Origin of the sequence: Phyllobacterium trifolii, assembly GCF_014192095.1 — a bacterium.
GTDB classification, from domain to species: Bacteria; Pseudomonadota; Alphaproteobacteria; order Rhizobiales; family Rhizobiaceae; genus Phyllobacterium; species Phyllobacterium trifolii.
Window position 1 is genome coordinate 15,951 of sequence record NZ_JACHXN010000012.1, and the last position, 26,778, is coordinate 42,728.

Sequence of the window (26,778 nt, forward strand, 5' to 3'; positions counted from 1 at the left end):
GCCGGCGCCCGACATTACTGACGTGAAAGCCGGAATGTGCGCCGCAATTTGGCGGCAATGAGGGGTTTTCCTTTTTTGCATTTGGTTTAAAACCCTACCCTGACTCTCAGAATATAAAGCGAGGCATTATGCAGAATGAACTTGATATTTACGTGGGATGGGACTCACGCGAACCGATCGCCTATGAGGTCGCCAAGAGCACAGTATTGAAACATGCGACCATCCCCGTTCGAGTAATTCCGATCAAGTTGGAAGAGCTTGTGGAAAAAGGCGCGTATACGCGTGACATCGACCCCCTCGCCTCGACTGAGTTCACTTATTCTCGCTTCTTCACACCCTGGCTCGCCGGCTATAAGGGTTGGGCACTATTCTGTGATTGTGATTTCCTGTTTTTCGGCGATGTGGCGAAACTGCTCGAATACCGGGATGAAACGAAAGCGGTGGTCTGCGTCAAGCACGACTATACGCCTAAGGAAGGCACGAAGATGGACGGCAAGGTCCAGACCAGCTATCCACGCAAAAACTGGTCATCGTTCATGCTATTCAATTGTGATCACCCCTCGACACGCCAACTCACCCCAGAACTTATCAATCGGGAGAGTGGTGCCTATCTGCACCGGATGCAATGGGCGCAAGACGACGAAATTGGCGAGGTTCCGGTTGAATGGAACTGGCTGGAAGGCTGGAACGAAAAGCCAGCGAACGGTTTTCCAAACGCCGTCCACTTCACCAATGGCGGACCCTGGTTCAAGGATTGGCAAAATGTGGACTATGCCGACGAGTGGCGCGCGGCTGCCACCGCGGTCGATCCGAATTGGAAAACTATCTGAATCTCGGATAGTCCGAATCTGCAAATATAAACCGCGCTGATTTTAGTTACGTGCGGTTTATACTTTTAAGCGCCAAGCGATGCGTCCGCATTTACCGCATTGAATCTGCTCAAAGTATCGTCTGTCCATAATGGGAGGCCGGAATTTTTAGCGACTTCGTGGTCAGCGGTGTAAATCGGATATCCTCGATCGATGAGAGCCTGCAGTATCTGTTTGTCGGTACCTGCGTGCAAACGTTTCAGATTAGCATCGTTGTAAACGTGTCCTGACGAATCAGGATTGATCCCACTGATGATCACAACCTTGGCGTCGCTCAGAATGGCATAAAAGACTGCAGTGATTCCATTTGAGAATTTCATATTGTCGTCAATTTCGACATTGAGGTCTCCCATGACAGCCTCATACATTGCCATGCGCTTGAAGCGGTTGATCACCTTTACATGGTCATAAGAATAGTTGAACGCCGCGAGCCCTTGTTTAAGCACGTCCAAGCTTTTAGGCCAGCGTACGACGTAAAGGAGCCGTGTACGTTTTCCGTCAAGCACCTTGCGAACGTGCAAAGCGTTGGTCGTTTGTCCCTCGACCTGATTGAACTGCATGAAGGTCGCATCCGGAACGTCAACTCCCCACCTGTCCAGAATGCTTTGCGAACCGTTGACCGTGATCACATGAAACTGCGTGCCGAAACCGGCGGGGATCGTCGAAATGGGTGCCGACCCTACGATCACGACTGGTCCCGCGAATTCAACCGGATGCGTGGGCGCACGAGGTCGCAAAATCCTGTAAATCACAGACCGCCTGATTTTGGTCAGGATTTCAAACCGAGGCAACCTCATAAAGCGCAGCCTTTCACAATGCGGTTTGAACATCCTCGCGCACAAAGGTGATGATATGCGGATATACTGGTACGCCCAAGGGGAATCGAACCCCTGTTTGCGCCGTGAGAGGGCGCCGTCCTGACCGCTAGACGATGGGCGCGTCGCAGGTAGCTATGAGGGGGTATAATCAAGCGTACGGCAAAGTGCAATAATGATTTCTCATCAGCTTCCAACTGATCCCTCACCCAATCAATTGCCAGTGGCTTCCGAAATTCGTGCCACCACGCGTTTGGTTGCAATATCGTAGAGAAGGATTTGTCGGGTTCCGTCGGCCAATCTCGTTTCCAAAGAAAGAGTATTGTTCGCGAGATTGTGGGAGAGTATCCGCGTCCCTGGATCGAGGGTTATAGCCTCGCCAGCTAGCGCCGCGCCGAGTGGTTGTCCAGGAGCCTCGGAACGAACCGCCGTAGCCACTTCAGGAACCGGTTGGCTAATCTTGTAGACAATGGCGGTCAGCACCGCCATAAGACCGATCACCATGATACCGATGGAAACAGCCAATAGCCGGATCATCTTGCGCCGGACCCGTTCCATTGCCGGATCAAGGGGCTGTTCGTCCCCATCGATGTCCGGGTTGATGTTGGCCATATATAGTGTTCTCCGAGGTTTCAAACCAAGCCTCCTGTAACGAAGGGACCGAGGTTTTGAAAGAGCTAATTACCGATACTGATTCAAGCGGCAAGAGACTGGACGCCTGGCTTTCGGCGCAGCTGACGCCAGATCTTTCGCGCAATCGCATCCAATCGCTCATCAGCGGAGGCCAGGTCAGCATTGACGGTAAACCAATCCGCGAGACCAAACACAAGTTGCGCGAGGGTCTTCGCGTTACAATCGAGATTCCCGCGCCTGAAGATGCGGCTCCCAAGGGGGAAGATATCGCACTCGACATCCTCTACGAGGACATCGACCTCATCGTCATCAACAAACCCGCCGGCCTTGTCGTCCATCCCGGAAATGGCAATTGGACCGGTACCTTGGTCAATGCGTTGATCCACCATTGCGGCGATACACTGTCTGGCATCGGCGGCGTCAGGCGGCCCGGCATCGTACATCGCCTCGACAAGGAAACCAGCGGCATCATGGTCGTCGCCAAGAACGATCTCGCTCATCGTCATCTCAGTGCTCAATTCGCTGATCACGGACGTACAAATGATCTGGAACGCGCATATCTCGCCATTGTCTGGGGAACACCTGATCGGACAACCGGCACGATCGATGCTCCGCTTGGCAGATCACATCGAGATCGCACCAGGCAAGCTGTTGTCCATGAAGAACGCGAGGACGCCCGTCATGCGGTTACGCATTTCGAGGTTAAGGAGCGATATGCCGCCAAGGAGGATGCAACCGCCCTCGCATCGCTCGTGGAGTGCCACCTGGAGACCGGCAGAACGCATCAGATCCGTGTCCACATGGCTCATACGGGCCATCCGCTGGTAGGCGATCTGGAGTATGGCAGTTCTTACAAAACCAAGGCCAACAAGCTCGACGAACCCTTGCAAAGCATTGTTAAGGGGTTCACCCGGCAGGCACTGCATGCCAGGCTTCTTGCTTTCGAGCACCCGTCGACCGGCGAGCTTCTGCGGTTTGAAGCACCAGCACCGCAGGACATGGCCGAATTGATCAAGGCTTTTCGAGAAAGAACATGATATACTTGACGCGACGGAACCTTTGGCGAGGTTCGGAGTTCGTTAAACGAGGCCAAAACCTGACCTTATTGTTCACATTTATGTGACGGATTGTTTCGCTGCTTAATGCACCGTGTTTTTGACAAAATGATACCTATATATTGATAGCGCTAATCTGTCCGCGCCAAGCTATTGGGTGGGCGGTCAATGCGGACCTGCCGATAATGGGGGTCTATTCCAAAATGAGGAGGGGTGCTCAGTGGCCCAAAATCTTCCAAGTATCTTAGGTGGTGACGGTGGATTGACCCGTTACCTAGAAGAAATTCGTCGCTTTCCGATGCTCGAACCGCAGGAAGAGTATATGCTCGCCAAGCGGTATCTTGAGCATGCCGATCCGAAAGCGGCGCACAAGCTTGTCACAAGCCATTTACGTCTCGTTGCCAAAATTGCGATGGGTTATCGTGGCTATGGTCTGCCGATCGGCGAAGTTATATCCGAAGGAAACGTAGGTCTGATGCAGGCTGTAAAACGCTTCGAACCGGAACGCGGCTTCCGTCTAGCCACATATGCAATGTGGTGGATCAAGGCTTCGATCCAGGAATATGTCTTGCGTTCGTGGAGCCTGGTCAAAATGGGCACGACCGCAAACCAGAAGCGTCTTTTCTTTAACCTTCGTAAGGTGAAGAGCAAGATTCAAGCACTCGACGATGGCGATCTCAATCCTGAACAGGTCAAGGAGATTGCCACACGTCTCAGTGTTTCTGAAGAAGAGGTGGTTTCGATGAACCGCCGCTTGTCTGGCGACGCGTCGTTGAATGCGCCAATTCGTTCTTCCGATGGTGAAGCCGGTGGTGATTGGCAGGATTGGCTTGTCGATGACCATGATAGCGCTGAAACGATGCTGATCGAGCAGGACGAGCTAGAAAATCGCCGTGAGATGCTCACGGGGGCGATGTCGTCACTCAATGACCGCGAACGTCGCATCTTTCAGGCACGGCGCCTTGCCGATGATCCTGTAACCCTGGAGGATCTTTCAACGGAGTTCGGCATCAGCCGCGAACGTGTTCGCCAGATCGAAGTTCGCGCATTTGAAAAAGTTCAGGACGCCGTTAAAGCAGCAGCTGTCAGACAGCAAAAGGCACTGGTCTCGACGGGTTCTGACGCGCGCTGAACCGGTTTGATGGATTGAAAAAGGCCGCTGATGCGGCCTTTTTTGTGTCTGCTCAGCCTCCTGCCTTCGCGGCCCAGGACTTTAAAACCTCATCAAACGCTTTCTCACCAGGTAAACCCTTCTCAAGTGTAATCAGGGCCCGCCTACCCGTCTTATAAGCGATGGGTATGTCGAGCCAAGATTGGCGCCGTATCAGTGACATGTTGGTGTCGACAGCTGTCTTTGCGTCGTTCATGGCAATGATGAAAAAATTATCGGCGATCTTGGCCGGAATAGCGACAAGCGGGCTTCCCGGAGCTTGTTCGGTGTCCTTGAAGGTCATGCGCGAGACATTATCGATCGATCCGCCTGGAAAGCCTTCCGGCACGGTAAAGATCATCTCGACCAGATGGCTGGCGGGAAGGGACTTATCACCATTGCGCCGTATGATCATGCGCAGATTAATACCCCGGTCGGGAATCGTGACGTCAGCCTTGATGGCAGGCTCCGGCGGAAGATCATTGCCAGGAGATTCTTGAACAACGGACCAAACTACACCGCCTGCATCGGCAGTCCCTGCATCCTGCCCGGAGCGCTCTTCATAGAAGAAGGCTTTCTGGCCGATAGGCAGAGCGGCAGGTGGCTGTGATTGGCCAGCGGCTTGCTGCTGACCTTGCGCCTGAGGTGGCTGTGCCGGCTGATCCGGCGTCGACGCGGCTACGGAAGTGCCCTCTCCCAATGAAGGAGTGTCATTCGCAGGGCCAGGATTAATCTCTTGGCCGTCCGGAAGGAGACGTTGAGTAAGCTTTGGTTCAGGCTTTGGCTCACCGGTCTCGGGCTTGGATGACGGACCAGGCGTGGGCTGAGCCGGCTTGGCCGGCGATGCTGGAGTGGCTGGCTCGTTCGTCGCGGTCTTGGCCGGCGTCGTATCCCTGTTGGTCAGATTGGCCAGGTAGGTTTTTAAGGCAGTCGCCTCTTGAGCAATTCGGTCGCGATAGTTCCAGCCCGCATAACCGGCGCCAGCTATAATCAGTAGCAACGCTGCTATACTAAGCAGAGGCACCAGCGAACGTCGTTGCGCCGGTCGTTTAAGGGGACCGCGCGTATAGACACCATAATCGCCCGAAGAGCGATCCTCGGTAGCGATGCGCAGATCATCATCCTGTTCCTCAGGACCGCGTCCTGAATCTACAGAAGATCTGGTTACAGGAAAGTCGTCTTGATTGTCTTTCTCGCCACGTGTTGATCCGCCCGCATCGTGGCTTGACAGAAAGTCTTCCAGTGCATCCGGCTGAGTTTCGACTTTGGTAAAGGAGGGCGCAGCAGATTTAGTAGAAGCAGCGGGCGCCAAAGTTGCCGATGCCGGTACTGATACTGGTGTTGGAATGGGTGGAGGCGACGAAACCGGCGCGGGCTCGGGTATGATATCCTCAACTGCAGGCGCAAAATCGGACTCGACCTCGGCAATGGCGTCTTCAAGCGCCTTTGTCTGACGTGTGGTCACGGCCTCTGGAGCATTCAGCGTTACAAGCTTCTGCTCAATCGTTGCACGAGCTTTCGCATATACACGCTGCCGTAGCGCTGGCGTTGGGTCTGCCAGCCCGTCAATTGTCTTTCTCAATACCGCAACGAAATCTGCCATTCACCCAAACCCATGGTTTTGTTGTGAGATTATCTCCAGGACGTGCTCCTGACTCTAATCATGAAACGGGTCAGTAACAAGTATCGTATCGTCGCGTTCAGGGCTGGTGGACAGAAGCGCGATCGGCGCACCGATCAACTCTTCTACATAACGCACGTACTTGATCGCCTGCGCCGGAAGTTCGCTCCAGCTGCGGGCACCGGCCGTGGTCCCTTTCCAACCTTCCAGAGTCTCGTAGATCGGCGTCACCCTCGCCTGCTGGCCTTGACCCGCCGGGAGATAGTCAATGACTTCACCATCGAGCTCATACCCGGTACAGACCTTGATCTCATCGAGCCCATCCAACACGTCAAGCTTGGTCAAAGCGATACCGCTGATACCGTTATTGGCAACCGCTTGGCGGACCAGAACAGCATCGAACCAACCGCAGCGGCGCTTGCGCCCCGTAACGGTCCCAAATTCATGGCCGCGTTCGCCGAGAAATTGTCCGACTTCATTTTGTTGTTCCGTCGGGAAAGGACCCTCTCCAACGCGCGTCGTATAAGCCTTGGTAATACCAAGAACATAGTGCAGTGATCCTGGGCCAATCCCGGACCCGGCTGACGCCTGTCCAGCAACCGTGTTCGATGAGGTCACGAATGGGTAGGTGCCGTGATCGATATCAAGGAGGGTCCCCTGCGCGCCTTCAAAGAGGATGCGTTCACCGGCTCGTTTCTTCTGGTCGAGCACATACCAAACCCTATCCATAAATGGCAAGATATGTGGTGCAGCTTCATTGAGTTCAGCAAGCAATCTTGCGCCGTCGACTTCCTCTATGCCAAGACCGCGTCTTAGGGGATTGTGATGCGCAAGCAAACGTTCGATCTTGGCAGGCAGCGTGTCCGGATCGGCAAGATCGAGGACGTGGATTGCGCGGCGGCCCACCTTGTCTTCATAGGCCGGTCCGATGCCGCGGCCTGTCGTTCCGATCTTCGTACCCGAATTGGAAGCTTCGCGTCTGCGATCGAGCTCGCCGTGAATTGAAAGGATTAGCGTCGTGTTTTCGGCAATCTTCAGCGTTTCGGGCGTAATAACAACGCCCTGCGCTTCGAGTTTCTTCTTTTCAGCAATGAATGCGTGTGGATCGAATACAACGCCATTGCCGATAATTGAAAGCTTGCCCTGGCGCACGACGCCCGATGGCAAAAGAGACAATTTGTAGGTAACGCCATCAACCACCAGCGTGTGACCTGCATTGTGACCGCCCTGAAAGCGAACAATGACATCAGCACGTTCTGAAAGCCAATCGACAATCTTACCCTTGCCCTCATCACCCCACTGGGAACCGATCACAACAACATTTGCCATCCAAAACTCCTCAAGTCACAATCTCGTAGTGCTTATGCTCGACTACCTCTCGGATGCAGCAACAACACCTTAATAGCGCACAATCCTTCGAAAAACCGATTCTCGTTTGAGGTTATGCGCTAAATGCGGTGCTTCTATACAGGCTGGTTCATAAAAGCGCGACAATTCTTTCGATTGCCAACCGACCAATTTGGCTTTATCGCGCGATTGAACTGTCGTCTCCGTGATTCATGCGGGATGATCAATTGTAGGCGACAGAGCTATGAACCGCACCGCTTACGTTTTTCTGTTGACGACCGCCCTATTATGGGGCGGCAATGCTGTTGCGGGCAAATTCGCTGTTGGTCATATTTCTCCAATGCTTCTGACGCTGTTGCGTTGGCTGCTTGCCTTCCTTTTTATTAGCGTTTTCAGTTTGAAGCAGGTTCGGCGAGACTGGGAACAGTTGCGACCAAATCTACCTATGCTGGCCGCACTAGGCGCTTTCGGCTTCACATTCTTCAACATGGCCCTCTACAGCGCACTAAATTACACCTCGGCAATCAATGTCACGATCGAGCAAGCAGGCATACCGATGGTAATTTTCGTAGCAAATTTAATGTTGTTTGGCACACGTGTACAACCAGGACAGATTTTTGGGTTTAGCCTCTCGCTTGTCGGAGTCGCCTTGACAGCTGGCCATGGAAGTTTTGCACGTTTGGCTAGCCTCGACGTCAATTTTGGCGACGCGCTGATGCTTCTCGCGGTACTTCTCTATAGTGGCTACACCGTCGCGCTACGCTTTAGACCAAGCATCAATTGGCAAAGCCTCATGACCGCGATGACCTTTTTTGCTTTTGTTACGGCCATTCCGTTCACGATCTGGGAATGGCAGAATGGGACAATGACCCCGCCCGACCCAACAGGAACAATGGTTGTCCTTTATACCGCCGTCTTTCCTTCGCTCGCGGCACAGGTACTCTTCATCAAAGGCGTCGAATATATCGGTGCGAACCGCGCGGGCTTATTCATCAATGCCGTTCCAATTTTTGGAACATTGCTGGCAGTTGCATTGCTGGGTGAGGACTTCCAAATCTATCACGCTATAGCCTTGGTCCTTGTGCTGGGCGGAATCTGGATAGCCGAACTCAGCGGACGCAAGCATGCCGGTACTAGCGAAGCTGGCGCAGCATGAAACAGGCGTCATCAGAATAGGTTGCAAGCTTTTCAACTAGTTGCGGTCGATCAACCGTCTCAAATCCGTGTCTATGCCAGAAAATCGATGATCCATTGACTGCAACGAGCGAGATCGTTTGGCAGCCGAGCTGTCTGGCGTGGTCTATCACCGTTTGTACGATTTCACTTGCAGCGCCACTGCCACGCGCCGCATTCACCAACGCTATGTCGTGGATATAATAATTATCTGGCCAATCGGGCAAAGCCCCGAGAACTGTATTCAGAGGTGGAATGTCAAAGCTTTTCCACGGGTGAGTGATCGCGTAACCAAGAGTGGTTGACCCGTTCTCAAAAACATATGCACCTTGCCAGTGCAATGAAAAACGATTGAAAAAAACCGCGTCATCTTCCGGAAAATCGGGATGAACCTCAGCCGCAACCGCACTAACAGAAGCAAGATCGCTTGCTTCCATCAAACGCCAGCGCGGTACATTTTCGACGGACTTCATAGCCGGGCGTCCGTATGATCAACCGATGTCGAATTCCAACGGTTTTGCGGAAACGATCGCCTTGTTAACGCGCAATTCCTCCAAAACATGGTCCGGAATCCGTTCGTCAAGATAGAGCATGGCAATTGCGTTTCCACCGGGATTGTCCCGACCAAGCGAGAAGTTCGCGATATTGACATTGTTGTTGCCGCAGATAGTACCGAGCAAGCCAATCATTCCCGGCGTATCATTATTGGTTGTGTAGAGCATATGCTGACCAACTTCGGCGTCGAGATTGATGCCCTTGATCTGGATGAAACGTGGCTTGCCATCCGAGAAACAGGTGCCGGCAATTGACCGCGTCAACGATGCAGTCTTCACGGTGAGCTTTATATAACCATCAAATACGCCGGATTTATCGCGCCTTATCTCGGAAAGAACGATACCACGCTCTTTCACCATGACCGGCGCCGAGACCATGTTCACATCGGCCACCTGAGGACGGATAAGGCCGGCCAGAGCAGCGCTTACCAGCGCACGCGTATTCATTGCAGCCGTGGAGCCATCGAACAGAACCTCCACTTCCTGGATGGGATCTTCCGTGACCTGGCCAACGAATGCTCCGAGCACCTCTGCCAGCTTGACGAATGGCCTCAATCGCGGCGCCTCTTCTGCGGTGATGGATGGCATATTGATCGCGTTCGAGACAGCACCCTTGATCAGATAGTCCGACATCTGCTCGGCCACCTGCAGCGCGACATTTTCCTGTGCTTCGCTGGTAGAAGCACCAAGATGCGGCGTGCAGACAACGTTGGGAAGATGGAACAATTCGTTCTCGGTAGCAGGTTCCACCTCAAATACATCAATGCCAGCGCCGGCCACCTTGCCGGACTTCAATGCGGCAATGAGGTCCTTTTCGATGATCAGGCCGCCGCGGGCGCAATTGATGATACGCACGCCATCCTTCATCTTTGCGATATTTTCTGCATTGATGATGCCCCGTGTTTTGTCGGTCATCGGCGTATGCAAGGTTATGAAATCAGCGCGCGCCAGCAGCTCATCGAGTTCGACTTTCTCAACGCCCAGCTCTTCAGCACGGCCTTCCGAAAGGAAGGGATCGAAGGCAATCACATGCATTTTGAGGCCGACACCACGTGTGGCGACGATGGACCCGATATTACCACAGCCGACGATCCCAAGCGTCTTTCCCGTAATCTCGATACCCATAAAGCGGTTCTTCTCCCATTTGCCTGCGCGTGTGGACGCGTCGGCCTCGGGCAATTCGCGCGCGACTGCAAACATCAAGGCAACAGCATGCTCGGCCGTCGTTATCGAGTTACCGAACGGTGTGTTCATTACGATAATGCCACGTCGTGAAGCGGCTGGAATATCGACATTGTCAACCCCAATGCCTGCCCGCCCGACAACCTTCAGATTCGTTGCGGCAGCAATCAGCTTCTCCGTGACCTTGGTTGCAGAGCGAATAGCCAGCCCATCATATTGGCCGATCACTTCGAGTAGTTTTTCCTTATCCGGACCAAGGTCGGGAAGATAATCGACATCGACACCGCGGTCCTTGAAGATTTGGACCGCTGTGGGAGAGAGTTTATCGGATACGAGTACACGTGGTGCCATCATGGCCTCCATCTTTCAATGAGTAGCGTTGAATCGGAATGATGCGATTGACAGCGGCCGCTGTGCTGCAGCCGTTGACCCGAATTCAGGCCGCCTGTTTCAGAGCGGCTTTTTGCGACTGGAAGGCCCAGTCGAGCCAAAGCGTCAAAGCTTCAATGTCAGCTGCCTCGACAGTGGCACCCGCCCAGATGCGTAGGCCCGACGGCGCATCGCGATAGGCGCCAATGTCATAGGCGACGCCCTCTTTCTCCAGCACCGCCACAAGGTTCTTGGCGAAATTTGCCTGGGCTTCTGCATCAAGAGCGATAATATCCGGGTCGACGATCGTCAGGCAGACAGAGGTGTTGGATCGCGTTGCCGGGACCCTCGCGAGATTGGCAATCCATGGCGTCCGCTCGACAAAAGCATCTAGAACAGCAAAATTTTGGTCTGCACGGCCAACTAGTCCATCAAGCCCCCCGATGGACTTCGCCCAGGCCAATGCATCGAGGTAATCTTCAACGCATAGCATCGAGGGCGTATTGATTGTCTCGCCAGCGAAGATGCCTTCGATAAGCTTGCCACCCGAGGTGAGCCGGAAGATCTTAGGCAAAGGCCACGCGGGCTTGTAAGTGAGCAGCCGTTCAACCGCGCGGGGGCTAAGGATCAACATGCCATGCGCACCTTCGCCACCCAGCACTTTTTGCCAGGAGAAGGTTACAACGTCGAGTTTATCAAAATCGAGTCGCTGCGCAAAAGCCGCGGACGTCGCATCGCAGATGGTAAGTCCTTTACGGTCAGCGGGGATGAAATCGCCATTCGGTACCCGGACGCCGGAAGTCGTGCCGTTCCATGTGAAGACAACGTCCCGGTCGAAATCGACCTTGGAAAGGTCAGGTAGCTCGCCGTATCCTGCTTCAATGGTGCGGGCGTCGCCAAGTTTAAGCTGCTTGATAACATCCGTTACCCAGCCGGAGCCGAAGCTCTCCCACGCGACCATATCGACGCCGCGCTCGCCGAGCAGCGACCAGAGTGCCATTTCGACAGCGCCAGTATCGGAGGCCGGCACGATACCGATGCGATAATCGGCGGGAACCTCTAGAATTTCGCGAGTGAGATCGATCGTCTGTTTCAGCTTGGTCTTGCCGACCCTGGCGCGATGGGAGCGACCAAGCGAGGCGCCGGAAAGCGCGTCGAGCGACCATCCGGGACGTTTTGCACAAGGACCCGATGAAAAATTAGGTTTAGCCGGGCGCTGCGCCGGCTTTGATAGCGTCGTCATGTTTTCTCCTATCCTTACAGATAGCTCGCCTCTCGTTGGGGAGAGGTGGCCCACTCCGGGAACTAGGAGAAATGTCGTTGGCAGTCAAGAAATATGTTCGTGCGCGACATCAAAATTGTGCGGAGCATAGGGTAGGCACTAAAGACGACGACGGCAGGAGAAACCTCCTGCCGCTCGAATTTCCATTGGAAAATCAATCAGAATGCGTAGCGCACGCCAACCTTGAAGTCATGCGACGTAATGTCCTTGAATTTGAACGGTTCCGGGTTAGGCCGCGTTTGCGAGGGGATGAAGTTGGATGCATTAGCTGTCTGTCCGTCTCCAAGATCCAAGTAGCTGTAACCGAGATCAATTGTCATGCGGTCAGTCGCCTTGATGCCCACACCGGCGTGCAGCGCCCATGCAAATTCCCACTGGGAGTCCGAACCTGCAAACCCGCCGCCCCCTGTAATTGCGTTGTTATCGGTAAAATTCGATATTGTATTTCGCGATGCACCAATACCTGCACCGACGTAAGGCGTGAGGCCGGCGTAAGTACCAAGATCGGTATAGGCGTTGGCCAAAAACAACCATTCTGACTTCTTCGCGTGGTATTCGTTCGTTGCCTCATCGCCATTGTCCGGAATGCCATCCGTGTCATAAAAGTCCAAGGCGCTAAATTCGGTCTTACCACGATACTGGCCCGTGACATCTGCGCGAAACCAATCGTTAAACTGATATCCAACACCTATCTGACCGGTTATGCCGGCGTCGAAATCTCCCTCATCGTGCCAGCCGTGAACAGCAGGATCCGCGAAGCCCACATAATCCAATCCATCGAATTGCTGGTTGCTCATGCCGATGTCGCCGCGCAAATACCATCCGCCAAACTGCTGGACTTCCACTACCTGCGGATCCTGTATGTCGGCCGAATATGCCGGGACAGCACCCAGGCACAGAAGTGCTGCGCTCATAGCAGCATGTTTGGTGAAAGTGCTCATTTTCGTTTCCCTCACGAAGCCCAATGATTGAAGTGCAGCGAATGCTACTAAGGTGTTAGAAACCAATATGAGGGGGAAAAGTTAAATCTCGCTTAACCGTGTTTCTTCACCATATCCATTAACGTTAATGAATCGGAAACAACACTGCTTGCTGTATAAATACAAAATGGGCCCAGCGGACCCATTTTGTATTTATATGTAATAATATTGTTCTAGGCGGCCGAAGAAATTACCGAAATGATGTCGTTGACGACGGTCTCTACAAGTTTGCGGTCGTCGCCTTCTGCCATAACGCGTATCAGGGGTTCAGTTCCAGATGGCCGGATTACGAGACGACCGGCCTTACCCAGACGATCGCGAGCCTCATCGATGGCGCTCTTTACCTTTTTGTTCTCCAGCGGCTTCGTGCCAGTCGTACGAACGTTTTTCAACAACTGCGGCACGGGATCAAACTTGCGGCAAACTTCGCTCACCGGCCTGTTCTGTTCTTGGACCACCGCAAGAATCTGCAGGGCCGATACCAGGCCATCGCCAGTTGTGGAAAAATCGGACAGCACGATATGGCCGGACTGCTCGCCGCCAATATTGAAACCATGGCTGCGCATATGCTCGACTACATATCGATCACCTACCTGCGTGCGTGCCAGCGTCAAACCACGATCGACCAAGAAGCGCTCAAAGCCGAGATTGGACATGATTGTCGCAACGACGCCGCCACCGACCAGGCGGTTTGACTCTTGCCAGGATTGGGCGATGACAGCCATGAGCTGGTCGCCGTCGATGATGGCGCCGTTCTCATCCACTATCAGCACGCGGTCGGCGTCGCCATCAAGCGCAATGCCGATATCGGCTCTGACTTCATGCACCTTCTTAATCAAGCCTAACGGATGAGTTGAGCCGCAATCCTCGTTGATGTTCGTACCATTGGGCTCGTTATTGATCGTAACGACGTCGGCGCCAAGCTCCCACAATGCTGCAGGTGCAACCTTGTATGCCGCTCCGTTGGCGCAATCGACAACAATCCGCAACCCGGCCAGTGAGATATTCTTTGGCATCGTCCGCTTGGCGAATTCGATATAGCGATAGATATCGCCGTCAACACGCTTCGCCCGACCAAGCGCATCGAAACTGGACAGTCGATCTGTCAAATTCTCTTCCATCAATCGCTCAATTTCGAGCTCAATCTCATCGGAGAGTTTGAAACCATCCGGGCCAAACAGCTTGATGCCATTATCATGGTAAGGATTGTGCGACGCCGAAATCATGACGCCAATGTCGGCGCGCAACGACCTGCAGAGCATGGCGACAGCCGGCGTCGGAATCGGGCCGAGAAGAAATACATCCATGCCTGTCGAGGTAAACCCGGCCACAAGAGCCGTCTCGATCATATAGCCGGAAAGCCGTGTGTCCTTTCCGATCACGACGCGGTTGCGATGTTGGCCGCGCTTGAACGCAAGGCCTACAGCCATACCCACCTTCATTGCGATATCGGGCGTCATCGGATAGGCGTTTGCCTGCCCGCGAATACCATCTGTCCCAAAATATTTGCGAACCATTTTTATTATCCAACGCTTGGGGACTCTGGCTCTATCGTATGGCCAAGAGTAGCCCTCGTTTGCTCGTGCTCGATCTCCGCTTATTGCAGAAGACCATCGATTTCGCATCTCACAATTTGTGTGGGGATTATACTTGACGCAAATGAATGAACAATTCGTACAAACGGCCGGTTTTCACCGGCCGTTTGTATAAGTTGGATACCCCATTCAGGACTGTGGCTGAGGCTCTAAGCCCTTGTCCGGTTCATCGCCCTTGCGCGGTTTCTTGGCACCCGCCTTCGGGACAGCCGAGCCACGTGACGGCGGTGTGTCATCGCCGAGATCACGAGCAGGCTTTTTGCCAGCCATCAACGCCTTGATCTCTTCGCCAGTAAGCGTCTCGTATTCAAGCAGCCCTTCTGCGATGGCGATCCATTCCTTCTTCTTCTTGGTCAGGATTGTGCGGGCATGGGTATAGGCATCGTCGATCAGTTTGCGCACTTCTGCATCGATCAATTGTGCCGTCTCTTCCGAAACATTCTGTGTGCGTGCAACGGAGTGCCCGAGGAAGACTTCCTCCTGGTTCTCGCCATAGGCAACTTGGCCAAGCTTGTCCGAGAAGCCCCAGCGCGTAACCATGGCGCGTGCAAGCTTGGTCGCCTGCTCGATGTCGGAGGATGCACCCGAAGTTATGTTTTCCTTACCGAACTTCAGCTCTTCGGCAATGCGGCCACCCATCATGATGGCCAGCCGGGAAATCATCCACTTGTAGCTCATCGAGTAGCGATCACCTTCAGGCAATTGCATGACCATGCCGAGGGCACGGCCGCGCGGGATGATGGTCGCCTTGTGCAACGGGTCGGCCACCTCGACATTGAGCGCGACAATGGCGTGGCCCGCTTCATGATAGGCAGTCAGTTCCTTTTCCGCCTGGGTCATGGCGGTCGAGCGACGCTCTGCACCCATCATGATCTTGTCTTTGGCGTCTTCAAATTCGAGCATGGTGACAAGGCGCTTGTTTCGGCGCGCCGCCATCAAGGCAGCCTCGTTGACAAGATTCATAAGGTCGGCGCCGGAAAATCCGGGGGTACCACGAGCCAGAACCTTCAGATCCACATTTGGTGCCAAGGGTACATTGCGTGCATGCACCTTTAGGATTTTTTCGCGACCTGTAACATCCGGGTTTGGTACGACGACCTGACGGTCGAAGCGGCCCGGACGCAGTAGCGCAGGATCAAGCACGTCAGGCCGGTTGGTGGCAGCAATGAGGATCACGCCCTCGTTGGCTTCAAAACCATCCATCTCCACCAGCAGCTGGTTGAGGGTCTGTTCGCGTTCGTCATTGCCACCGCCAAGGCCAGCGCCACGATGACGGCCAACCGCGTCGATTTCATCGATGAAGATGATGCATGGTGCATTCTTCTTCGCCTGTTCGAACATGTCGCGAACACGCGATGCACCGACGCCAACGAACATTTCGACGAAGTCCGAACCGGAGATGGTGAAAAAAGGCACATTTGCTTCGCCAGCGATAGCACGAGCGAGCAGCGTCTTACCGGTACCGGGAGGGCCAACCAACAGCACTCCGCGTGGGATACGTCCGCCGAGCCGCTGGAATTTCTGTGCGTCGCGCAGGAACTCGACGATTTCCTCAAGATCTTCCTTGGCTTCATCAACGCCAGCGACGTCCTGGAACGTCACACGTCCATGTGCCTCTGTGAGAAGCTTGGCTTTGGACTTGCCAAAGCCCATAGCGCCGCGTGACCCCCCTTGCATCTGGCGCATGAAGAATATCCATACGCCAAGAATGAGGATCATCGGCAGCCAGGAAATCAGCATGCCAACGAGCGATGTCGAACCATCGGATTCAGGCCGCGCGGCAATCTGAACACTCTTGCTTTCGAGGCGGCCGACAAGACCAGCGTCCCCGGGCGAATATGTCTGGAAGCTTGCGCCATTGTCGGAATAGGTACCCGTGATACGGTTGCCCGCGATCGTCACCGATTTAACTCGGCCGCTGTTCACGTCATTGATGAACTGCGAGTAAGGTACATCGCTCGACGCCGAACGAGAGCTTGGACTTTGGAAAAGGTTGAACAACGCAATTAGAAGCAAGGCGATAATCGCCCACAGCGCGAAGTTCCTGTAGTTAGGATTCATATCGGGTCCCATCAAAACATAACCGCAAGGACGCGGAATTTATACGTAACATAGGTTCGAAGCATGCCATTGCCAAGGCTGGCGTTCAAACTCACGTCAATTCTTATTAATCTGGTTTACAGGAGACCGCTTGTACCCCTGTAGTTGAAAGGTTTCTGCAACGGATTGAGCAAGCATTTCATCATAGCCCGAAAGAATATGGTCGAACAGGGCAAGGTGCCGCGTCAAAGAAATTCCTTCAGCCAATTTCGCGTGATTACCGAAAGCCGGAACGTCGACAATGTCGCCGTCGAGAAATACGGCAGGGCTCGACAAAGTCGATGGCCGGTGAAAATTGGCTGGGTGGGTATCACCCAAAAATTCCAACCCCAATATACCAGTCGCTCTGATCTTGATTGATCTGTTGGTATGATTGCCGATCCGGTAGCGACCATCCCAGATGGCAATCCCGCCCGGTTCAACAGTAATGTCCGGCAAAGAGCGCATTTCACGATAGATGACAGCTTTATTCTTGCTGAGTTGAAGAACACAACGGTTCATTGTGATGCGTCCGAACGAAAGTTTCGAATGAATACGCTCCAGGGCCCTGTCACAATTTTCTACTGGTGGGAGATATGATTGCCCGCCCATCGTTGCCATCAGGATGCCAACGATAAGTTGCTGTACGTGCTGCTCGTACAAGGCCAAGTCTGAGCGACTGACTTCCGCGCGGATTCCATGGTAAATAGTCACACAATCCGGTAGAAACTCCACAACCTTATCGTTCAGCGCGCGTCTTTTGCTTGCTTTCTCAACGATCTCGCAGACCATTTCCCGGGAATCCACGAGCCACAGCGCCTTGCGAATTCGAACGCGCTCGTATTTTGGGTTGTCATTTGAAGGGTCCTCTCGCCAGGCAATTCCTCTGGCGCGGAGATAATCGCGCAACTCTTCCCGTGAGACATTGAGCAAAGGTCGCATGAGCCAAACCTCGCGATCAAGTAAGGTCGCCAATGCCATACCGGCCAATCCCCGTTCGCTCCCTCCTTCGCCCGTTCGTGCTGAGCGCATGACAAAGGTCTCGATCTGATCGTCAAGCGTATGGCCTGCAAGAATCACGTCGGTACCTGCATCGCGTGCTGCGCGACACAGGAGTTTATAGCGGACATCGCGCGCCTTGGCGGACAGGCCCGTATCCGGTTTGGGTCCGTCCCAGTTCAAGATCCGGTGTTCAATTCCTGCTGTTTTGCAGAGTCCTGCGACAAAATGCGCTTCATCAACAGATTCAGGTCGAAGTCCATGGTCAATCGTAACGGCAATGATTTTTGGAAAGGTGCTTTGTGCCGCGCGATAGCTGATCAGAAGGTACAACAAGGCCAAGGAGTCACTTCCACCCGACACAGCAACTATGACAGATCTCAGCTCCCTGAAATCAATCGCATCGAAAACGCTGGCAGGATCAATATCCTGGTCAGCATTTGTTGGCGGCACGTTCATTCTTCACGCGCTCTTTGATCGCTGCAGAAATATTTGGATAGCGAGAATTGACCGAGGCAAACGTCGCACAGGCAACCTCATGATCCTGCATTTTTGCTAGAGTCATGCCGAGCTTCAGAAGGTTTTCTGGGCTTTTCTTGGCGTCAGGAAATTGCTTGTGATTATCGAGGAAGACTGAGGCGGCCTCCTGGAAACGCCCTTGGCTGTAAAGCGATTCACCGAGCCAATATCGCGCATCAGGATCCGCCGGATCTTTCGGGAAACGATCCACGTGGCTGCGAAACGCCGCTTCAGCGCTTTTGTAGTCTCCAGACAGGAACAACTGATAGGCTTGGCTATAGAGCACCTTTGGATCATCGGTGTCCGGTAGCGCTGCTACAGTGGTGTTATCTGAAGACTGACCAGCCGCGGTATCATTTCTGGAACCACCAATTACGTTGCCATTGGCATCAAACTCGATTTGTCCAAGCGGACGTGGCGGCTCGCCAAGCTGTGGTGAGCCGGAAGCATCGGTTTGTGGGTCAATAGCAGCGGAATCAGTGGTATCTGGCAACGAGTTTATTGTGGACGCCGTTGAGTTGGTGGAGGCATCGGTTGACGCCTCCCCGGTTTTCCGCGAGGGCGTTACAGAGGCAACGCTGCGGTCGCTTTTGCCCCCAGCATCTGAGCGCTTGCCCTTTTCCAGTTCCTGGAACCGGAATTCATTGTCCTCCTGTACCTTCCGCATTTGTTCCTGCATTTGCAGAATCTGGAAGTTCAGTTCCTCGATCTTGCCGGTAAGCTGCCTGATCTGCTCCTCCAGCTGGCTCACACGCGGATCGCCTGCCTGCGCCATCAGCACGGGCGGCGCGTCGTTTGTCATAATGGCTGCCTTTGGCGTCAGCGAGGGGAAACCATCCTCAACGCTTGAAGCATGGCCCACGCCGGTCGCCAGAAATGGCAGCACCGTCATTGCCAGCACCATTCTCTTCAGTCGTTTATTCATTCCTTTTACCGCCCTGATGTGGGAAATAGAAACACCGCTGGGATTTGCGGCAGCTTATCTAACACGAGCAACGTGACTTCGGCCAAATTTTGTTTTGACCGGAGACCAAACAAAAAAAGCGGCCCGAAAGCCGCTTTTCCCTGATGGAGCCAACGGACTCTTAGCTACCAGCGCCGCCAAGAACTGTGATGGCGCGCCGATTCTGCGACCAGCACGATTCACTGTCGCAAACGGCGACCGGACGCTCATTACCGTAAGAAAGTGTCTTGATGCGCGCCGCGGGTACACCCTGCGATGCAAGGTAGTTGCGCGTCGCTGCCGCACGCCGTTGGCCAAGAGCCAGATTGTATTCACGCGTGCCGCGCTCGTCCGCATGGCCTTCGACCGTGATCGCATAGTTTGGATAGCGCTGGAGCCACTGTGCCTGCTTAGCCAAAGTCTGCTGTGCATCAGCGCGAATGACGGAAGAGTCAACGTCGAAGAAGATACGATCGCCAACATTGACTGTGAAATCTTGAGTAGAACCAGGTTTTGCGCTGCCAGCAAGACCGAGATCACCGGCACTGTTGGGCATGTTTTTCTTCGAAGCACAACCCGCAATGGCGAGAGACAGGAAGAGTGCAACGAAAACTGGACTGCGGGCGATCATTTCGAAGCGGCGCATAGCCTGGACTCCTTAAGAATTGAATTGTTTCGGTGAACAAGCAGTAACCATATCGAGGTTAAGGCCCGGTTCAGAAACAGGGTTAATCCACTCTTAACACCAGGATTAACAGCGAATTTCAGAATGTGTTCTGCACCCTAGAGGCACAAATTGAGGCGGAAAGACGACATTCGCGGCAATGTCTTGAAACACGGACGCGATTGTCAGTTGTTATTGGTTTATCCACCGATTCATTCAAGCAGCGGCGACCAGGCAGGATCCGACGCGAGGTTTGGCGTTTGAATCTGGCGCAGATTTCGACCAGTCAGATCGACGGTCGACAGCTTGGGGCTGTTGGAACCGGGCGGCAGGCGGAAGAACATCAGCACACGGCCGTTCGGAGCCCAGGTCGGGCCCTCGTCATGATAGCCGCTGGTCAGAATTCGCTCTCCCGATCCATCGGTCTTCATCACGCCGATGGAAAACTCGCCACCAGATTGTTTGGTGAAGGCGATCAGATCTCCGCGGGGAGACCATACCGGCGTCGAATAAGAACCATCTCCGAAGGAAATGCGTTGCGGGTTTGAGCCGTCGGCACCCATCTTGTAGATCTGCGGACGGCCGCCGCGATCCGACTCGAACACAACCTGGCTCCCATCGGGAGAATAGGATGCGCCCGTATCGATAGCTGATGTGCTCGTGAGACGCGTCGTGGTCCGGCTGCGTAAATCCATCGTGTAAACGTTCGCACTCCCATCTTCCTGCAACAGGCTCATGACGACCTTCTGACCGTCTGGCGAAAAGCGCGGCGCAATGGTCATACCAGGGAAGTTGCCGACGAGCTCGCGCTGACCTGTTTCAAGTTGCAAGAGGTAGATCTGCGGCTTGCCACCCTCGAACGACATGTAAGTGATTTCCTGACGGCTTGGCGAAAACCGCGGCGTCAGGACAAGGTCTTTGCCATTGGTAAGATAGCGCACATTGGCGCCGTCCTGATCCATGATCGCGAGGCGCTTGATGCGCTTTTCCTTGGTACCGGATTCATCGACAAAGACAACGCGTGTGTCGAAATAGCCTTTTTCACCGGTAAGCTTCTCATAGATTGCGTCTGCAATAATATGGGCGACACGGCGCCAGCTTTCAGGTGAAGTAAAGAACTGTTGGCCATCAAGCTGCTGCCCGGCGAATGTATCCCAAAGGCGGAATTCGGCCTTCAGACGGCCATCGCCTTGCTTGGTAACACGACCCGTTACAAGGGCCTGAGCATTGATCACCTTCCAATCCTCAAAGCGGGGTGCTGCATCGGGATTCGAGATCTTCTCGATGAACGCACCTTTATCGACAGGTGCGAACAGGCCGGATCGCTCCAGATCCGCAGCAATCACATTAGAAATATTCGTACCCAATTGATCGCCGGAAAGAAAATCGGTAATTGCTATTGGCATAGGCTCGACAACACCCTTGGTGATATCGAGTTTCAGCTGGGCTTTCGCAGGTAGCGTCGCCACGATCAAAGTTGCTATGACCATCGCGAAAGCTGCACATAAAGTCCGGAGTATTTTTAGCATTAGTTCAGGGCCCTCTTTTGGCTGGCCTATAATCGACATCAGGTAGCACCGGGATGGAACGTCAGTTCAACGCTCGACCAGGTGTCGTATTTATCTTGCGGCAGGTTAAACGGTGCCGATTTCATCACCGCCCGTAAGGCGCTGCTCTTTACGGCATCCAATAACCCGGAGTCGCCACCGCTGCCGCTAACCTCGGGCCTGCCGTCAATTTCGCCGTCTTTCGTGAGCCTGAACTTGACGACAATCATCATTTCAGGCGTCTCCTCGGCGCCAACCGGTTTGTTCCAGTTTCCTTCGATGAGTCCTCGCAACGCATCCATCTCGCTCTGGCTCAACTTGGATCCTCCGGTAGCCTTGTTCGCGCCCAGCGACGCCTGATCACTTGATCGCTTGGCGCCTCCGGCTGATGGCTTCTGTTTGTTCAACAGCTCTGCCACTTGATCAGCGATGCCGTCCTTATCCTTCGAAGGCGTAGACGCCGTCTGCGTAGGCTTTGGCTTTTCCTGAACCTCCTTGCGATCCGGCGTCTTCGCTGTCTGCGCCGGCGGTGTCGGCTTGGCTTCAGGCTTTGCAACTGTATCGGGCAGCTTGAACGCTTCCTCAGCAGGCTTGTCTACCGGGGGTGTCGGCGTAGGCTTCGCTTCCTCTTTCGGTGCGGGGTCCGATTTGACCTCGTTGATCGCTTCAGCCACAGGATCCGGCTTTACCTCTTCCTTCGGAGCGGGGTCAGTCTTTACTTCCGTCGCAGGCACGGGGATTGGCTTCGGCTCGGGTTGGACTACTGGCTTCGGTTCCGGCTGTGGTTCAGGTTTGGCGACAGGCGTCTCCGAAGGCTTCGGCGCTTCGGCAGCCTCGACCGGCTTTGGCTTGGTCTCGGGAGTGGGCTTGGTTTCCACATCCGTTTCGCTGTCACCAACATTTTGTGCGTCAGGTACCGTCTGGGGCTTCTGCGTGGGCTTAGGCGTCGGCTTCTCGGCCTTGGGTGCTTTTTTATCGCCCTTCTGCAGTTGGCTTATATCTGAAACGATATCGATCGGCATCGACTCCGAATTCGCCATATCCATGGGCGTCGGCGAGGAGAACGACAAGAGCCCCCAGCCGATGACCACAGCGTGGATAATTGCGGAGGATGTGACGCTAGCCCGCATGGTTGATCAGTTAACCTCCGGCAGACTGACGAGACCGATATTCTTGAATCCCGAACCCGATATCTGTGCCATGACCTTCATGATCGTGCCGTAGTCGGCGGATTTGTCACCCTTCACGAAAATGCGCTCGTTATAGCCAGTCTTGGCAATTGCCTGAAGTTTTGGAACGATCTCCTCCAGCGGTATCTCGGTTTCCTGCAGGTAGATCTGCCCCTGCTGATTGATCGTGACGTAGATCGGGTCAGATTCGCTGTTCAAGGTCTGTGCCGATGTTTCCGGCATATCGATTGGAACGCCCACCGTCATCATCGGTGCCGTTACCATGAAGATTATGAGCAATACGAGCATGACGTCGACAAGCGGCGTGACGTTGATCTCGCTCATCACGCCCTTGCTGGAACGTCCGCGGCGCCGCCGTCCACCCGAAGAACCGTTGTTACCTATCGACATGCCCATGGCATTAAATCCTGCAATTAACGTATCGGTTTCTCGAATGCGTCCTCAAGCCCGCGGCAGCTTCTCATCGATTTGCCGCGAGAGTATGGCGGAGAACTCGTCGGCAAAGCCTTCCATGCGCGCCGTCAGTTTTCCCGCGTCGCTCGAAAGCTTGTTATAGGCGATAACCGCCGGAATGGCGGCGACCAGGCCGATAGCCGTTGCCAGCAGTGCCTCGGCGATACCCGGCGCGACTACGGCAAGGCTGGTGGACTTGGAGCCAGCAATCCCCATGAATGAGGTCATGATACCGATGACCGTGCCGAACAGACCGATAAATGGTCCAGCCGAGCCGATGGTTGCGAGGAACGTCAGTCGTGCTGCGAGGTAGTCGCTTTCCCGGGCCAGCGCCACATCCATCGCCTTGTCGATGCGCATTTGCAGCGCGATTGGCGAACGCGCGCCCTTTTCGAACGATTTCTTCCATTCCCGCATCGCAGCAATGAAAATTGAGCCCATGCCCGTGGTGCGTTTATCACCAAGGTTGCGGTAGAGCTCTTCAAGGGATTGCCCTGACCAGAATATCTGCTCAAAACGGTCGAAGGCGCGCTTTGCCCGGCCAAACCCAAGAATCTTGTCGATGATGATCGCCCAGGTCCAGATCGATGCGCCGAGCAGACCCACCATCACAAGCTTGACGACAAATCCAGCCTGCCAGAACAGCCCCCACAAGGACATGTCCGATGTCTGAACGGCAACCGCTAAATTTTCCATATCTACAATCCTCGAATCCGAAAACCCGGCGTGTCGACCGGGGGCGCAATCGTCTCAATCCAGATGAGCCACGCTTAAAACCGGAATTTTCCAGTAACCATAACGCGGCTTCTTTACGTTAATTTTGGTAAAACGAAGGCGTTAACGTGAAACCTGTCGTCTGCACGTCTTATTCATGATTTGTTATGGTTAAGGATGAGTTTATGTTTTGAGGGCAGCGGGCAATTATCAGCGCTTATTTCTTCGAAGGTGGCTGAAAAAGTTTGATCCACTCCGGCGGAAATCGTCGCGGCCGACCGGCACCGTTAATCATGGCCGCCTCTACCATCGCCGAAATAAGGAGATCGTCTCCCCGTTTTATGGCCTGCGCCATCCGCACCCTTGCTCCAGATATTTCCGCTGTTCGCGTCTCGATCGTCAACACATCATCGATCCTTGCCGCAGATTTGAAGTCTATTTCCATGCGCCGGACCACCCAAACGATGCTTTCGCCGAGTTTCCCGTCAACAAGCTCTGAGTGGTGAACGCCAAGAAGGCGCAGGTAATCGGTGCGGCCCCGTTCCAGAAATTCGAGATAGCGAGCGTGATAAACAAGGCCGGAAAAATCCGTATCGGCATAGTACACGCGCGCCAGCAGACGGTGGCCGGTATCCGTAAGGTCCCCGGCCAATCCAGTCGCTATTAATGATGAAGAATTGTTTTCGACCATGGCCCTTCCTTTTTGCAGGCTTGGTAGGCATTTTGTCCATAGCCCCCACGAAATAGGATGCGAAGAATTGATTTTCACATTGTTGCGCGTCCTTCTCTGTCTCTTCTGTTTGGTTGCGAGTTCTACGGCTGGGTCAGCCACAACTTTCACCATGGAACGCGGTCTCAATCTCGAGCTATGGACCACATGGCCCAAACCCGATCGCTGGGACGAACCGGCTGTCCTCGACAATTTTCCCGAATGGCGACAGGGTACCACCATCAGCGATCTGGAACATATTCGGACGGCGGGCTTTGATTTCGTCCGCATGCCAATCGATCCTGCAATTTTCCTGGAGGATGCGTCGGAAAACCGCGTTAAAAAACTGATTGCGGAAACGCTCAAAACAGTCGACATGCTGCACAAGGCAGGACTGAAGGTGATTGTCGATTTTCATTCGATTCCAAGCGACGATCGTAAGGTCGATACAAACCACATCTTGGCCGACGAAACACTCTTCACGCAATACCTCAAGATGGTCGGCCGGCTCGGCAGAGCGCTGTCCGAAACGGACGCGGCAACCACTGCGTTTGAACCGTTCAATGAGCCGGTGATCGACTGCGACCCCACACTTTTCCCTAAATGGCCCGCGATGTTGATGCAATTGCATGCGGCTGCCCGGAGCGCGGCGCCAAACCATACATTGATTTTGTCTGGCGGCTGCTGGTCGAGTGCCTACGGGCTGGAAAAGGTTGATCCCGCTCCTATCGGCGATGACAATGTCATCTGGACCTTTCATTCCTATGAACCTTATGTCCTGACGCATCAGGGTGCCGACTGGACAGGAGATTCCATGAGCTATGTCGAAGGCCTGCCCTATCCGCCGGATCTGATGGGCGAAAAAGCATTTGAAGAGCGCCTTGCAGCGATTCGGAAAACAATCGAGACCAAAGCCCCCAAGGAGCGTCGGGAGGAACTGCTCGTTGGGTTCAATGAAATGGCTGGCAGGGTGACTACCTATAAAGAAGTTCTCGCCGCGTTGGATGAACCATTCGAAAAGGCGGCAGCGTGGGGAAAGGACAACAACATCCCCCCCGAGCGCATTTTCCTGGGTGAGTTCGGCATGATACGCAGGGAGTATCAAAAAAAGTTTCGCATGCCGTCGGACTGGCGCGCTTCCTATTTGAAAGATATGACCGAAGCCGCGCACAAACGCGGCTTCCCTTGGTCGGTGTGGTCATGGGGCGGTGCTTTCGGCATTACACTCGATGACAAGCAGCGAGTGCTCGATCCGGTTATTCTGAAGGGTTTGGGGCTAAAGACCCCTTAATCAGCTGTCTTCCTGGAAAAGGTTGATCTGCTGCTGGACAATATCCGCCGGAGCGTTGAGACCGAGGTGTTTCCAGGCATTGGCGGTCAGAACCCGTCCGCGTGGTGTACGCTGGATAAATCCCTGCTGGATCAGATATGGCTCGATGATGTCTTCGATCGCGTCACGAGGCTCCGAAAGCCCGGCGGCAATCGTTTCGATACCAACCGGCCCGCCGCCGAAATTGTGCGCTATCATGGCAAGATAACGCCGGTCCAGCTGGTCCAATCCGAGCGAATCAACCTCAAGGCGCAACAGTGCCGAATCCGCAGTTTCGCGGTCGATCTTGTCCTTGCCGTCCACAATAGCGAAATCCCGCACGCGGCGTAGAAGACGCCCGGCGATACGGGGTGTGCCGCGTGCACGGCGAGCGACTTCCAGCGCTCCGTCATCGGTGACGCCAATACCCATGATCCGTGCCCCGCGCCGCACGATATGTTCCAGTTCTTCGACCGTATAGAAATTGAGCCGGATAGGGATACCGAAGCGATCTCGCAACGGCGTGGTCAAAAGCCCCAGCCTTGTTGTCGCTGCAACCAGCGTAAATTTGGCGAGATCAATTTTTACCGAACGGGCCGCAGGTCCCTCACCGATGATCAGATCGAGCTGGTAGTCTTCCATTGCCGGATAGAGAATTTCTTCGATAGCCGGATTGAGACGGTGGATTTCATCGATAAAGAGGACATCGTTCTCCTCGAGATTGGTCAAAAGCGCGGCGAGATCGCCGGCCTTTGCAATAACCGGTCCCGATGTTGAGCGAAAGTTGACGCCCAGTTCCTTGGCCATGATCTGCGCCAAGGTGGTTTTGCCAAGTCCAGGCGGCCCGACGAACAAGACATGGTCGAGTGCTTCGCCACGCGACTTTGCTGCTTCAATGAAAACCTTCAGATTGGCGCGTGCCGCCGCCTGGCCAACAAAATCGGCAAGCGTCTGGGGGCGCAGCGAGGTGTCGAGATCCTCGCCACGCTTGTCCGGTGAAATCAGACGGCTCGCATCGCTCATTTGC

Annotated in this window: 24 protein-coding genes and 1 tRNA gene; 5 read left to right on the forward strand and 20 right to left on the reverse strand. The window is 54.2% G+C overall.

Annotated elements, in window-relative coordinates:
- Positions 1-128: 128 nt before the first annotated feature.
- Positions 129-830 (forward strand): glycosyltransferase, encoded by a 702-nt coding sequence (locus tag FHS21_RS18075; RefSeq protein ID WP_112523691.1) that lies wholly within the window; start codon positions 129-131, stop codon positions 828-830.
- Positions 831-895: 65 nt separating this feature from the next.
- Here FHS21_RS18075 and FHS21_RS18080 read toward each other — a convergent pair whose 3' ends face one another.
- From FHS21_RS18080 to FHS21_RS18090, 3 genes are all read right to left on the reverse strand, one after another.
- Positions 896-1,666, reverse strand: a complete 771-nt coding sequence (locus FHS21_RS18080; protein WP_112523694.1) for a membrane-anchored protein — start codon at positions 1,664-1,666, stop codon at positions 896-898.
- 67 nt (positions 1,667-1,733) lie between these two features.
- Positions 1,734-1,808 (reverse strand) — tRNA-Glu (locus FHS21_RS18085).
- A gap of 89 nt (positions 1,809-1,897) precedes the next feature.
- Positions 1,898-2,296, reverse strand: coding sequence for a fimbrial protein (locus FHS21_RS18090; protein ID WP_183663544.1), 399 nt, complete (start codon positions 2,294-2,296; stop codon positions 1,898-1,900).
- 56 nt (positions 2,297-2,352) lie between these two features.
- Here FHS21_RS18090 and FHS21_RS18095 point away from each other — a divergent pair, with 56 nt between their 5' ends.
- Together FHS21_RS18095 and rpoH are read left to right on the forward strand one after the other, a co-directional pair.
- Positions 2,353-3,354, forward strand: a complete 1,002-nt coding sequence (locus FHS21_RS18095) for an RluA family pseudouridine synthase (protein WP_112523700.1) — start codon at positions 2,353-2,355, stop codon at positions 3,352-3,354.
- Positions 3,355-3,592: 238 nt separating this feature from the next.
- On the forward strand, positions 3,593-4,504 hold the full coding sequence (gene rpoH / locus FHS21_RS18100) for an RNA polymerase sigma factor RpoH (protein ID WP_112523703.1): 912 nt from the start codon (positions 3,593-3,595) through the stop codon (positions 4,502-4,504).
- Positions 4,505-4,556: 52 nt separating this feature from the next.
- Here the strand turns inward: rpoH and FHS21_RS18105 are convergent, their stop codons facing one another.
- The gene (locus FHS21_RS18105) at positions 4,557-6,125 is read right to left on the reverse strand and encodes an immunoglobulin-like domain-containing protein (RefSeq protein ID WP_183663546.1); all 1,569 of its coding nucleotides are present in this window, start codon (positions 6,123-6,125) and stop codon (positions 4,557-4,559) included.
- A gap of 54 nt (positions 6,126-6,179) precedes the next feature.
- Complete coding sequence (locus FHS21_RS18110) at positions 6,180-7,472, reverse strand: adenylosuccinate synthase (RefSeq protein WP_112523709.1); 1,293 nt, start codon at positions 7,470-7,472, stop codon at positions 6,180-6,182.
- Between the two features lie 262 nt (positions 7,473-7,734).
- Here FHS21_RS18110 and FHS21_RS18115 point away from each other — a divergent pair, with 262 nt between their 5' ends.
- Positions 7,735-8,646 (forward strand): DMT family transporter, encoded by a 912-nt coding sequence (locus tag FHS21_RS18115; protein WP_112523712.1) that lies wholly within the window; start codon positions 7,735-7,737, stop codon positions 8,644-8,646.
- Here the strand turns inward: FHS21_RS18115 and FHS21_RS18120 are convergent.
- From FHS21_RS18120 to ybgC, 14 genes are all read right to left on the reverse strand, one after another.
- Entirely contained in the window at positions 8,624-9,136 is a 513-nt protein-coding gene (locus tag FHS21_RS18120) for a GNAT family N-acetyltransferase (RefSeq protein ID WP_183663548.1), read from the reverse strand. The genes FHS21_RS18115 and FHS21_RS18120 overlap by 23 nt on opposite strands.
- Positions 9,137-9,154: 18 nt before the next feature.
- Positions 9,155-10,750 (reverse strand): phosphoglycerate dehydrogenase, encoded by a 1,596-nt coding sequence (gene serA, locus FHS21_RS18125; protein WP_112524182.1) that lies wholly within the window; start codon positions 10,748-10,750, stop codon positions 9,155-9,157.
- An 85-nt stretch (positions 10,751-10,835) separates the two neighbouring features.
- Complete coding sequence (locus FHS21_RS18130; protein WP_112523718.1) at positions 10,836-12,011, reverse strand: phosphoserine transaminase; 1,176 nt, start codon at positions 12,009-12,011, stop codon at positions 10,836-10,838.
- Between the two features lie 197 nt (positions 12,012-12,208).
- Positions 12,209-12,991, reverse strand: a complete 783-nt coding sequence (locus tag FHS21_RS18135; protein ID WP_112523721.1) for an outer membrane protein — start codon at positions 12,989-12,991, stop codon at positions 12,209-12,211.
- A 212-nt stretch (positions 12,992-13,203) separates the two neighbouring features.
- Entirely contained in the window at positions 13,204-14,547 is a 1,344-nt protein-coding gene (gene glmM / locus FHS21_RS18140; RefSeq protein WP_112523724.1) for a phosphoglucosamine mutase, read from the reverse strand.
- A 207-nt stretch (positions 14,548-14,754) separates the two neighbouring features.
- A complete protein-coding gene (ftsH, locus tag FHS21_RS18145; RefSeq protein ID WP_112524185.1) occupies positions 14,755-16,686 on the reverse strand; it encodes an ATP-dependent zinc metalloprotease FtsH in 1,932 nt (643 codons plus the stop codon).
- A gap of 96 nt (positions 16,687-16,782) precedes the next feature.
- A complete protein-coding gene (gene tilS, locus FHS21_RS18150; RefSeq protein ID WP_183663550.1) occupies positions 16,783-18,162 on the reverse strand; it encodes a tRNA lysidine(34) synthetase TilS in 1,380 nt (459 codons plus the stop codon).
- Positions 18,137-19,126: a tol-pal system protein YbgF gene (gene ybgF, locus FHS21_RS18155; protein ID WP_183663552.1), complete on the reverse strand. Its 990-nt coding sequence runs from the start codon at positions 19,124-19,126 to the stop codon at positions 18,137-18,139. The genes tilS and ybgF overlap by 26 nt, the downstream gene beginning before the upstream one ends.
- Positions 19,127-19,307: 181 nt before the next feature.
- On the reverse strand, positions 19,308-19,811 hold the full coding sequence (gene pal / locus FHS21_RS18160; RefSeq protein ID WP_112523733.1) for a peptidoglycan-associated lipoprotein Pal: 504 nt from the start codon (positions 19,809-19,811) through the stop codon (positions 19,308-19,310).
- A gap of 230 nt (positions 19,812-20,041) precedes the next feature.
- Positions 20,042-21,358, reverse strand: coding sequence for a Tol-Pal system beta propeller repeat protein TolB (gene tolB / locus FHS21_RS18165; RefSeq protein ID WP_112524188.1), 1,317 nt, complete (start codon positions 21,356-21,358; stop codon positions 20,042-20,044).
- A 38-nt stretch (positions 21,359-21,396) separates the two neighbouring features.
- Positions 21,397-22,506, reverse strand: coding sequence for a cell envelope integrity protein TolA (gene tolA / locus FHS21_RS18170; protein WP_183663554.1), 1,110 nt, complete (start codon positions 22,504-22,506; stop codon positions 21,397-21,399).
- Positions 22,507-22,512: 6 nt separating this feature from the next.
- A complete protein-coding gene (gene tolR, locus FHS21_RS18175; RefSeq protein ID WP_112523739.1) occupies positions 22,513-22,962 on the reverse strand; it encodes a protein TolR in 450 nt (149 codons plus the stop codon).
- 45 nt (positions 22,963-23,007) lie between these two features.
- The gene (tolQ, locus tag FHS21_RS18180) at positions 23,008-23,715 is read right to left on the reverse strand and encodes a protein TolQ (RefSeq protein ID WP_106719136.1); all 708 of its coding nucleotides are present in this window, start codon (positions 23,713-23,715) and stop codon (positions 23,008-23,010) included.
- A 235-nt stretch (positions 23,716-23,950) separates the two neighbouring features.
- Positions 23,951-24,424, reverse strand: coding sequence for a tol-pal system-associated acyl-CoA thioesterase (ybgC, locus tag FHS21_RS18185; protein ID WP_183663556.1), 474 nt, complete (start codon positions 24,422-24,424; stop codon positions 23,951-23,953).
- Positions 24,425-24,575: 151 nt separating this feature from the next.
- Here ybgC and FHS21_RS18190 point away from each other — a divergent pair, with 151 nt between their 5' ends.
- Positions 24,576-25,733 carry a glycoside hydrolase family 5 protein gene (locus tag FHS21_RS18190; RefSeq protein WP_183663558.1) on the forward strand — a complete coding sequence of 386 codons (1,158 nt, stop codon included), beginning with the start codon at positions 24,576-24,578 and terminating at the stop codon, positions 25,731-25,733.
- On the opposite strand, the gene ruvB is transcribed toward FHS21_RS18190, so the two are convergent.
- Positions 25,734-26,774, reverse strand: a complete 1,041-nt coding sequence (gene ruvB / locus FHS21_RS18195) for a Holliday junction branch migration DNA helicase RuvB (RefSeq protein WP_112523747.1) — start codon at positions 26,772-26,774, stop codon at positions 25,734-25,736.
- Positions 26,775-26,778: the final 4 nt, after the last annotated feature.